General features: G+C 52.4%; 15 protein-coding genes. 13 read left to right on the top strand and 2 right to left on the bottom strand.

From position 1 onward, the window contains the following. Positions 1-67: 67 nt before the first annotated feature. Positions 68-1,969: an ABC transporter ATP-binding protein gene (locus tag OGV75_RS22165; protein ID WP_286481246.1), complete on the bottom strand. Its 1,902-nt coding sequence runs from the start codon at positions 1,967-1,969 to the stop codon at positions 68-70. Between the two features lie 132 nt (positions 1,970-2,101). Here OGV75_RS22165 and kefG point away from each other — a divergent pair, with 132 nt between their 5' ends. From kefG to slyD, 4 genes are all read left to right on the top strand, one after another. Further along, positions 2,102-2,653 (top strand): glutathione-regulated potassium-efflux system ancillary protein KefG, encoded by a 552-nt coding sequence (kefG, locus tag OGV75_RS22160; RefSeq protein WP_003023629.1) that lies wholly within the window; start codon positions 2,102-2,104, stop codon positions 2,651-2,653. Beyond that, on the top strand, positions 2,653-4,458 hold the full coding sequence (gene kefB, locus OGV75_RS22155) for a glutathione-regulated potassium-efflux system protein KefB (RefSeq protein WP_016154769.1): 1,806 nt from the start codon (positions 2,653-2,655) through the stop codon (positions 4,456-4,458). Before kefG ends, kefB begins: the two co-directional genes overlap by 1 nt. A gap of 8 nt (positions 4,459-4,466) precedes the next feature. After that, positions 4,467-4,667 (top strand): YheV family putative zinc ribbon protein, encoded by a 201-nt coding sequence (locus OGV75_RS22150; RefSeq protein ID WP_286481245.1) that lies wholly within the window; start codon positions 4,467-4,469, stop codon positions 4,665-4,667. Positions 4,668-4,761: 94 nt separating this feature from the next. Further along, positions 4,762-5,367: a peptidylprolyl isomerase gene (gene slyD / locus OGV75_RS22145; protein WP_003023634.1), complete on the top strand. Its 606-nt coding sequence runs from the start codon at positions 4,762-4,764 to the stop codon at positions 5,365-5,367. Between the two features lie 50 nt (positions 5,368-5,417). Here slyD and OGV75_RS22140 read toward each other — a convergent pair whose 3' ends face one another. Next, on the bottom strand, positions 5,418-5,636 hold the full coding sequence (locus OGV75_RS22140; RefSeq protein ID WP_003023639.1) for a protein SlyX: 219 nt from the start codon (positions 5,634-5,636) through the stop codon (positions 5,418-5,420). A gap of 232 nt (positions 5,637-5,868) precedes the next feature. Between OGV75_RS22140 and fkpA the strand changes: the two genes are divergently transcribed. The 9 genes from fkpA (at position 5,869) to tuf (ending at position 13,148) form a co-directional block, all read left to right on the top strand. After that, positions 5,869-6,687 (top strand): FKBP-type peptidyl-prolyl cis-trans isomerase, encoded by an 819-nt coding sequence (fkpA, locus tag OGV75_RS22135; RefSeq protein ID WP_016154767.1) that lies wholly within the window; start codon positions 5,869-5,871, stop codon positions 6,685-6,687. A 167-nt stretch (positions 6,688-6,854) separates the two neighbouring features. Further along, the gene (locus OGV75_RS22130) at positions 6,855-7,577 is read left to right on the top strand and encodes a helix-turn-helix transcriptional regulator (RefSeq protein ID WP_003023643.1); all 723 of its coding nucleotides are present in this window, start codon (positions 6,855-6,857) and stop codon (positions 7,575-7,577) included. Further along, positions 7,577-7,963, top strand: a complete 387-nt coding sequence (gene tusD, locus OGV75_RS22125) for a sulfurtransferase complex subunit TusD (RefSeq protein WP_016154766.1) — start codon at positions 7,577-7,579, stop codon at positions 7,961-7,963. The genes OGV75_RS22130 and tusD overlap by 1 nt, the downstream gene beginning before the upstream one ends. Continuing rightward, positions 7,963-8,322: a sulfurtransferase complex subunit TusC gene (gene tusC, locus OGV75_RS22120; protein ID WP_049041316.1), complete on the top strand. Its 360-nt coding sequence runs from the start codon at positions 7,963-7,965 to the stop codon at positions 8,320-8,322. The genes tusD and tusC overlap by 1 nt, the downstream gene beginning before the upstream one ends. Positions 8,323-8,329: 7 nt before the next feature. Continuing rightward, entirely contained in the window at positions 8,330-8,617 is a 288-nt protein-coding gene (gene tusB / locus OGV75_RS22115) for a sulfurtransferase complex subunit TusB (protein WP_016157620.1), read from the top strand. A gap of 125 nt (positions 8,618-8,742) precedes the next feature. After that, positions 8,743-9,117 (top strand): 30S ribosomal protein S12, encoded by a 375-nt coding sequence (rpsL, locus tag OGV75_RS22110; RefSeq protein ID WP_003023654.1) that lies wholly within the window; start codon positions 8,743-8,745, stop codon positions 9,115-9,117. Between the two features lie 95 nt (positions 9,118-9,212). Continuing rightward, entirely contained in the window at positions 9,213-9,683 is a 471-nt protein-coding gene (rpsG, locus tag OGV75_RS22105; protein ID WP_016154763.1) for a 30S ribosomal protein S7, read from the top strand. A 96-nt stretch (positions 9,684-9,779) separates the two neighbouring features. Next, positions 9,780-11,894, top strand: coding sequence for an elongation factor G (gene fusA, locus OGV75_RS22100; RefSeq protein ID WP_016154762.1), 2,115 nt, complete (start codon positions 9,780-9,782; stop codon positions 11,892-11,894). 69 nt (positions 11,895-11,963) lie between these two features. Next, positions 11,964-13,148, top strand: coding sequence for an elongation factor Tu (tuf, locus tag OGV75_RS22095; protein ID WP_003031109.1), 1,185 nt, complete (start codon positions 11,964-11,966; stop codon positions 13,146-13,148). Positions 13,149-13,150 lie beyond the last annotated feature (2 nt).

Here is a 13,150-nt window from a genome sequence, read left to right as displayed (position 1 = left end):
AGTCAGTCAGCAGGCAATCATCGGCTATAGTGCCGGATGGCGGCTTCGCCTAATCCGGCACTCATGATTACTCGGCCAGCATCTGCTCAAGCTGTTCCTGAGCCTCCAGCCAGGCCATCTCGCACTCTTCCAGTCCGGATTTCGCACTGGCCTGCTGCTGCAAGCATGCCGTGAGTTCGGCTTTGCGGCTTTGGTCGTACAGTTCGCTATCGCCGAGTTTTTCTTCCGCCTGTGCCAGCTGTGCGTGCAGTTTCTCCATCTCTTTTTCCAGACGGGTAATCTCTTTACGTAGCGGTTGCGTCAGGGTACGCAGTTCAGCTTCGCGACGCTTCTGGTCTTTACGTGCCTGGGCGCTGTTAACGCTCTCTTTTGCCGGTTCGTCGCTCTGGTTTTCCTGTTTTTGCACATCGCTCAGCCACTGCTGATAATCCTCAAGATCGCCATCAAACGGCTCGACTTTCTTGTCGTGCACCAGATAGAGGTCATCGGTAGTGGAGCGAATCAGGTGACGGTCGTGCGAGACCACAACCAGTGCGCCTTCGAAATCGATCAGCGCTTCGGTCAGCGCCTGACGCATATCCAAATCCAGGTGGTTGGTCGGTTCATCAAGCAGCAGCAGGTTCGGGCGCTGCCAGACGATCAATGCCAGCACCAGACGCGCTTTTTCTCCACCGGAGAAGCGGCGAGTCTCTTCGCTGACTTTATCGCCCTGGAAGCCGAATCCGCCGAGGTAGTCTCGCAGTTTCTGCTCCAGCTCCTGCGGCGCCATGCGTGCCAGGTGCTGTATAGGTGATTCATCGGCGCGTAAAAACTCCAGCTGGTGCTGTGCGAAGTAACCCAGCTTGATGCCTTTTGCCAGGCCAACCTCGCCGCTGATGGGGGCCAGTTCGCCGGCCAGCAGCTTAATCAGCGTAGATTTACCCGCGCCGTTGCGTCCGAGCAGGCCGATGCGAGACCCCGGCACCAGATTCAGTTTGATCGAATCGAGAATGACGCGGTCGCCGTAGCCGGCGCTGACCTTTTCCATCTTTAACAGCGGGTTCGGCAGGCTTTCCGGCTCGCGGAAGCTGAAGTGGAACGGGTTGTCCACGTGCGCAGGGGCAATCAGCTCCATGCGTTCCAGCATTTTGATACGGCTCTGCGCCTGCTTTGCTTTGGTGGCTTTGGCGCGGAAACGATCGATATAGCTTTGCAGATGCGCCACGCGCTCCTGCTGGCTTTCGTACATTGCCTGTTGCTGTGCGAGGCGGGTCGCTCGCTGGATTTCAAACGCGCTGTAGTTGCCGGTGTACTCGAACATCGTTTGCTGTTCGATATGAATAATTTTATCCACCACCGGGTCGAGGAAGTCGCGGTCGTGGGAGATCAAAATCAGCGTGCCCTGATAGCTTTTCAGCCATCTTTCCAGCCAGATCACCGCGTCGAGATCGAGGTGGTTGGTCGGTTCATCGAGCAGCAGCAGGTCTGAACGGCAAATCAGCGCCTGAGCCAGGTTGAGACGCATACGCCAGCCACCGGAGAAATCGCTGACGGGACGTTCAAGCTGTTCGTTGGAGAAGCCGAGGCCATGCAGCAGGCTGGCGGCGCGTGAGCGCACAGTCCAGGCGTCGATGGCATCCAGCTTGCCATGGACGGTGGCAATGGCGTGTCCATCGTTACGTTCGTTGGCATCGTTCAACTGTGCTTCCAGTTGACGATACTCGCGGTCGCCGTCAATCACATACTCCAACGCCGGCTGTGGCAACGCAGGCGTTTCCTGATTAACCCACGCGAGCTGCCAGTTTCCCGGATAGGTAAATCCTCCGGCGTCGGCGCTGAGTTCATTTTTCAGCAATGCCAGCAGGGTAGATTTACCGCAGCCATTTTTACCTACCAGGCCAACTTTCTGCCCTGGATTAATGGTGGCCGTGGCATTTTCCAGCAAGACGCGCACGCCGCGACGAATTTGTAACGATGAGAAAACAATCATAAGGCGCCGTATGTTCAGACTATGTTAATTTATCATTATGATAATGTAATGTGTGGGCCATTTGCCGCACCGAGGCGCAATGGTAGCCCAAAACGTCGAAAATAGACAAAAGACAAAACCGGGAGGGGGATGATGTTCCAGCCAGCGAAAGTCTTGCTGCTGTATGCCCATCCGGAATCTCAGGACTCGGTCGCGAACCGGGTACTGCTTAAACCGGCCATGCAGCTCAGCAATGTTACCGTGCACGACCTGTACGCGCACTATCCTGACTTTTTTATCGACATTCCGCATGAGCAGGCGCTGCTGCGCGAGCATGATGTGATTGTTTTTCAGCATCCGCTCTACACCTATAGCTGCCCGGCATTGTTAAAGGAGTGGCTTGACCGCGTACTGAGTCGAGGATTTGCCAGCGGCCCCGGGGGGAATCAACTGGCGGGAAAGTACTGGCGGAGCGTTATCACTACCGGAGAGCCGGAAAGCGCCTACCGCTATGACGCGCTAAACCGTTATCCAATGAGCGATGTACTGCGCCCTTTTGAGCTAACGGCCGGTATGTGCCGCATGCACTGGATGAGCCCTATCATTGTCTACTGGGCCAGACGGCAAACGAAACAGGAGCTGGACAGCCATGCGAAAGCGTATGGTGACTGGCTGGCGAATCCGATCCCTGTGGGAGGCCGCTGATGGAAGGTTCTGATTTATTGACTGCCGGCGTGTTGTTCCTCTTCGCGGCGGTGGCTGCAGTTCCGCTGGCCTCAAAGCTGGGTATCGGTCCGGTGCTGGGTTACTTGCTGGCGGGGATTGCTATCGGCCCATGGGGATTAGGGTTCATCAGCGATGTGGATGAAATCTTACACTTTTCCGAACTGGGCGTAGTTTTTCTGATGTTCATCATTGGGCTGGAACTTAATCCGGCCAAACTGTGGCAATTGCGGCGTTCAATTTTTGGCGTCGGTGCCGCGCAGGTGATGCTAAGCGCGGTCGTGCTGGCAGGGCTACTGATGCTTACAGCGTTCTCCTGGCAGGCGGCAGTGGTTGGCGGCATTGGTCTGGCGATGTCATCGACCGCTATGGCGCTACAGTTGATGCGCGAAAAAGGCATGAATCGCAGTGAATCCGGACAACTGGGCTTTTCGGTGCTGCTATTTCAGGATCTGGCGGTGATCCCCGCATTGGCGCTGGTTCCGCTGCTGGCGGGGTCTGCTGACGAACATTTTGACTGGATCAAAGTGGGGATGAAGGTGCTGGCCTTTGCCGGCATGCTGATAGGTGGGCGTTATTTGCTGCGTCCGGTTTTCCGCTTTATTGCGGATTCTGGCGTGCGGGAAGTGTTCACCGCCGCCACGCTGCTGTTAGTGCTGGGTTCTGCTTTATTTATGGATGCGCTGGGTCTGTCGATGGCGCTGGGGACCTTTATCGCAGGTGTGCTGCTGGCGGAAAGCGAATACCGACATGAGCTGGAAACGGCAATCGATCCGTTTAAAGGCCTGTTGCTTGGCCTGTTTTTTATCTCCGTAGGTATGTCGCTTAACCTTGGCGTGCTCTATACCCATATTTTGTGGGTGGCGGCGAGCGTGATGGTGCTGGTGGTCGTAAAAATGCTGGTGCTGTATGTACTGGCGCGTCTTAACGGCATGAGAAGCTCAGAACGGATGCAGTTTGCCGGGGTTTTAAGTCAGGGCGGTGAATTCGCTTTCGTGCTGTTTTCAACGGCCTCTTCCCAACGGCTGTTTCAGGGTGACCAAATGGCGCTGTTGTTGGTGACCGTCACGCTATCGATGATGACCACGCCGCTGGTGATGAAGTTGATTGATAAATGGCTCTCCCGCCAGTTTAACGGCACGGATGAAGAAGATGAAAAACCCTGGGTGGAAGATGATAAACCGCAGGTGATTGTGGTGGGTTTTGGGCGCTTTGGTCAGGTTATTGGTCGTCTGTTGATGGCCAATAAAATGCGTATTACCGTCCTGGAAAGAGATATTAGCGCAGTGAATCTAATGCGCAAATATGGCTATAAGGTCTATTACGGTGATGCCACGCAGGTGGATCTGTTGCGTTCCGCGGGTGCAGAAGCCGCACAGTCTATTGTTATTACCTGTAATGAACCTGAAGACACTATGAAGCTGGTGGAGCTGTGCCAACAGTATTTTCCGCATTTGCATATTCTTGCGCGTGCGCGCGGACGTGTAGAGGCGCATGAGTTATTACAGGCTGGTGTGACGCAGTTTTCCCGCGAAACGTTTTCCAGTGCGCTGGAGTTAGGGCGAAAAACGCTGGTTACGCTAGGGATGCATCCGCACCAGGCTCAGCGCGCTCAGCTGCATTTTCGGCGGCTGGATATGCGCATGTTGCGGGAACTGATCCCCATGCACACGGATACGGTACAAATCTCCCGAGCCAGGGAAGCCCGGCGCGAGCTTGAGGAGATTTTCCAACGAGAGATGCAGCAAGAGCGACGTCAGCTGGATGGCTGGGATGAATTTGAGTAGAGGTAACCATGGCAATTCGTAAACGTTTTATCGCAGGCGCAAAATGTCCGTCCTGCCAGGCGCAGGATACGCTGGCGATGTGGCGAGAAAATAATATCTATATTGTTGAGTGTGTTAAGTGCGGTCATCAGATGCGGGAAGCCGATAAAGAGGTGCGCGAGCACGTTCGCAAAGAAGAGCAAGTGATCGGGATTTTTCATCCGGACTAGCGATATGGCGCAGCTTTTTTTAAGCTAGAGGGTACACGGGTGCAGAATTCCGCTACAATCTGCGCCACTATTCTTTCCATGCTCAGGAGATATCATGAAAGTAGCAAAGGACCTGGTGGTCAGCCTGGCCTATCAGGTACGTACAGAAGACGGTGTGTTGGTTGATGAGTCTCCGGTGAGTGCACCGCTGGACTACCTGCATGGTCACGGTTCCCTGATTTCTGGCCTGGAAACAGCGCTGGACGGTCATGAAGTTGGCGACAAATTCGATGTTGCTGTTGGCGCAAACGACGCATACGGTCAGTACGACGAAAACCTGGTGCAGCGCGTTCCTAAAGACGTCTTCATGGGCGTTGACGAACTGCAGGTTGGCATGCGTTTCCTGGCTGAAACTGACCAGGGTCCAGTACCGGTAGAAATTACCGAAGTGGAAGACGACCACGTTGTGGTTGACGGTAACCACATGCTGGCTGGCCAGAACCTGAAATTCAACGTAGAAGTTGTCGCTATCCGCGAAGCGACCGAAGAAGAACTGGCTCACGGCCACGTTCACGGTGCGCACGGTCACGACCACGATCATGACCACGGTCATGACGGTTGCTGCGGTGGTCACGGTCACGACCATGGTCACGAGCACGGTGGCGAAGGCTGCTGCGGCGGTGGCGGTAAAGGTAACGGCGGCGGTTGCGGTTGCCACTAATCGTTATACGGCATAAAAAAAAAGCGGGAATATCCCGCTTTTTTTATGTCTCAATAATGTGGCGGCGGGGTCTCTTCAGACTGCGACGCGATGTGGGACGGCTGCGTTGCCTTGAGCTTCTCCGTCAATAAACGCAGATGGTCGCGGAGTTTTGCCATTTCCAGTTCATGCGCGGTCACCGTCACGTTGAGCTCTTCAATGGTTATCTCCTGAAATGCCAGGCGACTTTCCAGTTCAGCCAGGCGAGTTTCCATTGTTGTATCCTGCATGATTCACCTCTTTCTTTTTTCTCCGGCAGATCGCGGACTGCGGCGAATTCTACTTAACTTTGCCTGTTTGCACAGCACTCAATCTTCGGTCACGAAACTAATTTAAACAAAAAGAGTCTGAAAAGTGGTGATAATAGGGCGTGCCCGTATGTTGATTTGTTCTGCAACGCTTTATAGTACATTTTTATGTTAGCTAACCTTGGGGTGAGATGCCCCGGCCCTGGAGATATGGATGAAATCACTGTTTAAAGTAACGCTGCTGGCGACCACAATGGCTGTTGCTCTGCATGCCCCGATCACCTTCGCTGCTGACGCTGCGAAACCAGCCGCTACTGCTGACAGCAAAGCAGCATTCAAGAATGACGACCAAAAAGCCGCTTACGCGCTGGGCGCGTCCCTGGGTCGTTATATGGAAAACTCTCTGAAAGAGCAGGAAAAACTGGGTATCAAACTAGATAAAGATCAGCTGATCGCTGGCGTTCAGGATGCGTTTGCAGACAAGAGCAAACTGTCTGACCAGGAAATCGAACAAACTCTGCAGGCGTTTGAAGCACGCGTGAAGAGCTCCGCTCAGGCGAAAATGGAAAAAGACGCGGCTGACAATGAAGCCAAAGGTAAAGTTTACCGCGAGAAATTTGCTAAAGAGAAGGGCGTTAAAACCTCTTCTACTGGCCTGGTCTATAAAGTAGAGAAAGAAGGTACCGGCGCTGCACCGAAAGATAGCGATACCGTGGTAGTCAACTACAAAGGTACGCTGATTGACGGTAAAGAGTTTGATAACTCTTATACCCGCGGTGAGCCGCTCTCTTTCCGTCTTGACGGTGTTATCCCTGGCTGGACCGAAGGCCTGAAAAACATCAAGAAAGGCGGCAAAATCCAGCTGGTTATCCCGCCGGATCTGGCTTACGGCAAAACCGGCGTACCGGGCATTCCGGCTAACTCTACGCTGGTCTTTGATGTTGAACTGTTAGACATCAAACCGGCACCGAAAGCCGATGCGCAGCCAGATGCTGCACCGGCAGCTAAAGCTGCGGACAGCAGCAAAAAGTAAGTAACCAGATACCGCCGCCCACAGGGCGGCGGTTTTTTATTATCGACAGGATATAATTAATACTGGAAAGCGCCTTGTGCGCTGTATTACTTTAGATGCCCCTATAATAGTGATGAGCCTGCCCTGACAACATAACGACAGGCTCCTGAAAAGGAGTGCTTTTTTTCATGTCCAGGTCGCTTTTAACCAACGAAACCAGTGAGCTAGATTTACTGGATCAACGTCCTTTCGATCAAACCGATTTCGATATCCTCAAATCCTACGAAGCGGTTGTGGACGGGTTGGCGATGCTCATTGGTTCCCATTGTGAAATCGTATTGCACTCTTTGCAGGATTTGAAATGCTCGGCCATCCGCATTGCTAACGGTGAACACACGGGCCGCAAAATTGGCTCGCCGATTACTGACCTTGCGTTGCGTATGCTGCATGATATGACGGGTGCGGATAGCAGCGTGTCGAAGTGTTACTTCACACGTGCGAAAAGCGGTGTCTTGATGAAGTCGGTGACGATTGCCATTCGCAACCGTGAGCATCGCGTGATTGGTCTGCTGTGCATCAACATGAACCTTGATGTTCCATTCTCGCAGATAATGAATACCTTTATCCCACCGGAAACCCCGGAAGTGGGTTCTGCCGTTAACTTCGCTTCTTCGGTGGAAGACCTGGTTACCCAAACGTTGGAATTCACGATTGAAGAAGTGAATGCCGATCGTAATGTTTCCAACAATGCCAAGAATCGCCAGATTGTCCTGAATCTGTATGAGAAAGGTATCTTCGATATTAAAGATGCCATTAACCAGGTCGCCGATCGGCTGAACATCTCCAAGCACACGGTTTACCTCTATATTCGTCAGTTCAAAAGCGGCGATTTCCAGGGGCAAGACAAGTAATGCGTTTTGCCATTATGGTGACGGGGCCAGCTTATGGCACGCAGCAGGCGAGCAGCGCGTTGCAATTTGCTCATGCGTTACTCAAAGAAGGGCATGAGCTCTGCAGCGTCTTTTTCTATCGTGAAGGTGTGTATAACGCCAACTTCCTGACTTCACCTGCCAGTGATGAATATGATCTGGTGCGGGCCTGGCAACAGCTGAACCAGCAGCATGGCGTGACGCTGAATATCTGCGTAGCTGCGGCGTTGCGTCGCGGCGTCGTTGATGAAACAGAAGCGAAGCGACTGGGACTGGCAGGGGCTAATTTACAATCAGGTTTTAACCTCAGCGGGCTGGGTTCGCTGGCTGAGGCATCCCTGACCTGCGATCGCGTGGTGCAGTTTTAATGAAACGTGTTGCTTTTGTCTTTTCTACCGTGCCGCATGGCAGTTCGTCTGGCCGCGAAGGGTTAGATGCCTTACTGGCGACATCGGCATTAACGGAAGACCTCGGCGTATTCTTTATCGGCGATGGCGTTTTTCAAATCCTCCAGGGACAACAACCGGATGTCGTGCTGGCTCGCGACTATATCGCAACCTTCAAGCTGTTAGGGTTGTACGATATCGATCAATGTTGGCTTTGTGCCGCCTCATTACGCGAGCGGGGCCTCCAGCAGGGGGTTAATTTTGTGGTCGATGCGACAGCGTTAGAACCGGAAGATTTACGCCGTGAGCTAGGCAACTATGACGTCATTTTAAGGTTTTGAGATACTCATGCTGCACACATTACATCGTTCCGCGTGGCTTACCGATTTCTCCTCTCTTCTTCGCCTGATTGATAAAGACGATGAACTTTTATTGCTTCAGGATGGCGTGACCGCGGCAATAGAAGGAAGCCGTTTCCTTGAAAGTCTGCAAAATGCCTCCATTAAGGTCTATGTACTGGAAGAAGACATTAAAGCTCGCGGCTTAGGTGGTCAAATTTCAGACAGTGTCGTCAGGGTTAGCTATACTGACTTCGTCAGACTTACGGTGAAGCATCCCAGCCAGATGTCCTGGTAATTGTGGGATCGTTGTATATTTCTTGACACCTTTTCGACACCGACCTAAAATTCTGCGTCCTCATATTGTATGAGGTCGTTTTATTACGTGTTTACGAAGCGAAAGCTACAACCAGGAGCTATTTAATGGCAACAGTTAACCAGCTGGTACGCAAACCACGCGCACGCAAAGTTGCAAAGAGCAACGTGCCTGCACTGGAAGCATGCCCGCAGAAACGTGGCGTATGTACTCGTGTATATACTACCACTCCTAAAAAACCAAACTCCGCACTGCGTAAAGTATGCCGTGTGCGTTTGACTAACGGTTTTGAAGTGACTTCCTACATCGGTGGTGAAGGTCACAACCTGCAGGAGCACTCCGTGATCCTAATCCGTGGCGGTCGTGTAAAAGACCTCCCGGGTGTTCGTTACCACACCGTTCGCGGTGCGCTTGACTGCTCCGGCGTTAAAGACCGTAAGCAATCACGCTCCAAGTATGGCGTGAAACGTCCTAAGGCTTAATGGTTCTCCGTTAAGTAAGGCCAAACGTTTTATATTAATGTCAAACTAAACTCGTAGAGTTTTGGACAATCCTGAATTAACAACGGAGTATTCCCATGCCACGTCGTCGCGTCATTGGTCAGCGTAAAATTCTGCCGGATCCTAAGTTCGGATCAGAGCTGCTGGCTAAATTTGTAAATATCCTGATGGTAGATGGTAAAAAATCTACTGCAGAAACCATCGTATACAGCGCGCTGGAGACCCTGGCTCAGCGTTCTGGTAAAGATGGCCTGGAAGCTTTTGAAGTAGCCCTTGAAAACGTGCGTCCGACTGTCGAAGTTAAGTCTCGCCGCGTTGGTGGTTCTACTTATCAGGTTCCAGTTGAAGTCCGTCCGGTTCGCCGTAATGCCCTGGCAATGCGTTGGATCGTTGAAGCTGCTCGTAAACGCGGTGATAAATCCATGGCTCTGCGCCTGGCGAACGAACTTTCTGATGCTGCAGAAAACAAAGGTACTGCAGTTAAGAAACGTGAAGACGTTCACCGTATGGCAGAAGCCAACAAGGCGTTCGCACACTACCGTTGGTAATCCCTTCGGAGTTTTAGTCACCAGGCGGGCGCTTCTAGTAAGCAGCCCGCTTTGGGCTACTTAAATTGAACGCCTAAAAGATAAACGAGGAATCAAATGGCTCGTACAACACCCATCGCGCGCTACCGTAACATCGGTATCAGTGCGCACATCGACGCCGGTAAAACCACTACTACCGAACGTATTCTGTTCTACACCGGTGTAAACCATAAAATCGGTGAAGTTCATGACGGCGCAGCCACCATGGACTGGATGGAACAGGAGCAGGAGCGTGGTATTACTATCACCTCCGCAGCGACTACTGCATTCTGGTCTGGTATGGCTAAGCAGTATGAACCGCATCGCGTAAACATCATCGACACCCCGGGGCACGTTGACTTCACTATCGAAGTAGAACGTTCCATGCGTGTGCTTGATGGTGCAGTAATGGTTTACTGCGCAGTTGGTGGTGTTCAGCCTCAGTCTGAAACCGTATGGCGTCAGGCAAACAAATATAAAGTTCCACGCATTGCGTTCGTTAACAAAATGGACCGTATGGGTGCGAACTTCCTGAAAGTTGTTGGTCAGATCAAAACCCGTCTGGGCGCGAACCCTGTTCCGCTGCAGTTGGCGATTGGCGCTGAAGAAGCGTTCACCGGTGTTGTTGACCTGGTGAAAATGAAAGCTATCAACTGGAACGAAGAAGATGCAGGCGTAACCTTCACTTATGAAGATATCCCGGCTGACATGCAGGAACTGGCTGAAGAATGGCACCAGAACCTGATCGAGTCCGCTGCGGAAGCTTCAGAAGAGCTGATGGAGAAATACCTGGGTGGTGAAGAACTGACTGAAGAAGAGATCAAAAAAGCTCTGCGTCAGCGCGTTCTGAACAACGAAATCATCCTGGTAACCTGTGGTTCTGCGTTCAAGAACAAAGGTGTTCAGGCGATGCTGGATGCGGTAATTGATTACCTGCCATCCCCAGTCGACGTACCTGCGATCAACGGTATTCTGGACGACGGTAAAGATACTCCGGCTGAGCGTCATGCTAGCGATGAAGAGCCGTTTGCTGCTCTGGCATTCAAAATCGCTACCGACCCGTTCGTGGGTAACCTGACCTTCTTCCGCGTGTACTCTGGTGTGGTTAACTCCGGTGACACCATCCTGAACTCAGTGAAAACTGCACGCGAGCGTTTTGGCCGTATCGTACAGATGCACGCTAACAAACGTGAAGAGATCAAAGAAGTTCGCGCGGGCGATATCGCTGCTGCTATCGGTCTGAAAGACGTGACCACTGGTGACACTCTGTGTGACCCGGATCACCCGATCATTCTGGAGCGTATGGAATTCCCTGAGCCGGTAATCTCCATCGCGGTAGAACCGAAAACCAAAGCTGACCAGGAAAAAATGGGTCTGGCTCTGGGCCGTCTGGCTAAAGAAGACCCGTCATTCCGCGTTTGGACTGACGAAGAATCTAACCAGACCATTATCGCCGGTATGGGTGAGCTGCACCTCGACATCATCGTTGACCGTATGAAGCGTGAATTCAACGTTGAAGCGAACGTCGGTAAACCTCAGGTTGCTTACCGTGAAGCGATTCGCGCGAAAGTTACCGATATCGAAGGTAAACACGCTAAGCAGTCTGGTGGTCGCGGTCAGTACGGTCATGTTGTTATCGACATGTACCCGCTGGAGCCGGGTTCAAACCCGAAAGGCTACGAGTTCATCAACGACATCAAAGGTGGTGTAATTCCTGGCGAATACATCCCGGCCGTTGATAAAGGCATCCAGGAACAGCTGAAATCTGGCCCGCTGGCTGGTTACCCGGTTGTTGATCTGGGCGTGCGTCTGCACTTCGGTTCTTACCATGACGTTGACTCCTCTGAGCTGGCGTTTAAACTGGCCGCTTCTATCGCCTTCAAAGATGGCTTTAAGAAAGCGAAACCAGTTCTGCTTGAGCCTATCATGAAGGTTGAAGTAGAGACTCCGGAAGAGAACACCGGTGACGTAATCGGTGACTTGAGCCGCCGTCGTGGTATGCTTCGTGGTCAGGAATCCAACGTCACTGGCGTTGTTATCCATGCTGAAGTTCCGCTGTCTGAAATGTTCGGATATGCAACCCAGCTGCGTTCTCTGACCAAAGGCCGTGCTTCTTACTCCATGGAGTTCCTGAAGTACGACGATGCGCCGAACAACGTTGCTCAGGCCGTTATTGAAGCCCGTGGTAAATAAGCCACAGGATTAAAACCTAAGTCCCGTGCTCTCTCCCCAGGGGAGAGCACTATAGTAAGGAATATAGCCGTGTCTAAAGAAAAATTTGAACGTACAAAACCGCACGTTAACGTCGGCACCATCGGCCACGTTGACCACGGTAAAACTACCCTGACCGCTGCAATCACCACCGTACTGGCTAAAACCTACGGCGGTGCTGCTCGTGCATTCGACCAGATCGATAACGCGCCGGAAGAAAAAGCTCGTGGTATCACCATCAACACTTCTCACGTTGAATATGACACCCCGACTCGCCACTACGCACACGTAGACTGCCCGGGCCACGCCGACTATGTTAAAAACATGATCACCGGTGCTGCGCAGATGGACGGCGCGATCCTGGTTGTTGCTGCGACTGACGGCCCGATGCCGCAGACTCGTGAGCACATCCTGCTGGGTCGTCAGGTAGGCGTTCCGTACATCATCGTGTTCCTGAACAAATGCGACATGGTTGATGACGAAGAGCTGCTGGAACTGGTAGAAATGGAAGTTCGTGAACTTCTGTCTCAGTACGATTTCCCGGGCGACGACACTCCGATCGTTCGTGGTTCTGCTCTGAAAGCGCTGGAAGGCGAAGCAGAGTGGGAAGCGAAAATCATCGAACTGGCTGGCTTCCTGGATTCTTACATCCCAGAACCAGAGCGTGCGATTGACAAGCCGTTCCTGCTGCCTATCGAAGACGTATTCTCCATCTCCGGTCGTGGTACCGTTGTTACCGGTCGTGTAGAGCGCGGTATCATCAAAGTTGGTGAAGAAGTTGAAATCGTTGGTATCAAAGAGACTGCTAAGTCTACCTGTACTGGCGTTGAAATGTTCCGCAAACTGCTGGACGAAGGCCGTGCTGGTGAGAACGTTGGTGTTCTGCTGCGTGGTATCAAACGTGAAGAAATCGAACGTGGTCAGGTACTGGCTAAGCCGGGCTCTATCAAGCCGCACACCAAGTTCGAATCTGAAGTGTACATTCTGTCCAAAGATGAAGGCGGCCGTCATACTCCGTTCTTCAAAGGCTACCGTCCGCAGTTCTACTTCCGTACTACTGACGTGACTGGTACCATCGAACTGCCGGAAGGCGTTGAGATGGTAATGCCGGGCGACAACATCAAAATGGTTGTTACCCTGATCCACCCAATCGCGATGGACGACGGTCTGCGTTTCGCAATCCGTGAAGGCGGCCGTACTGTTGGTGCGGGCGTTGTTGCTAAAGTAATGAGCTAATT

This window comes from Citrobacter sp. Cb028, from assembly GCF_030336705.1.
Classification (GTDB): domain Bacteria; phylum Pseudomonadota; class Gammaproteobacteria; order Enterobacterales; family Enterobacteriaceae; genus Citrobacter; species Citrobacter braakii.
This window is presented reverse-complemented; position numbering and strand designations above follow the sequence as displayed.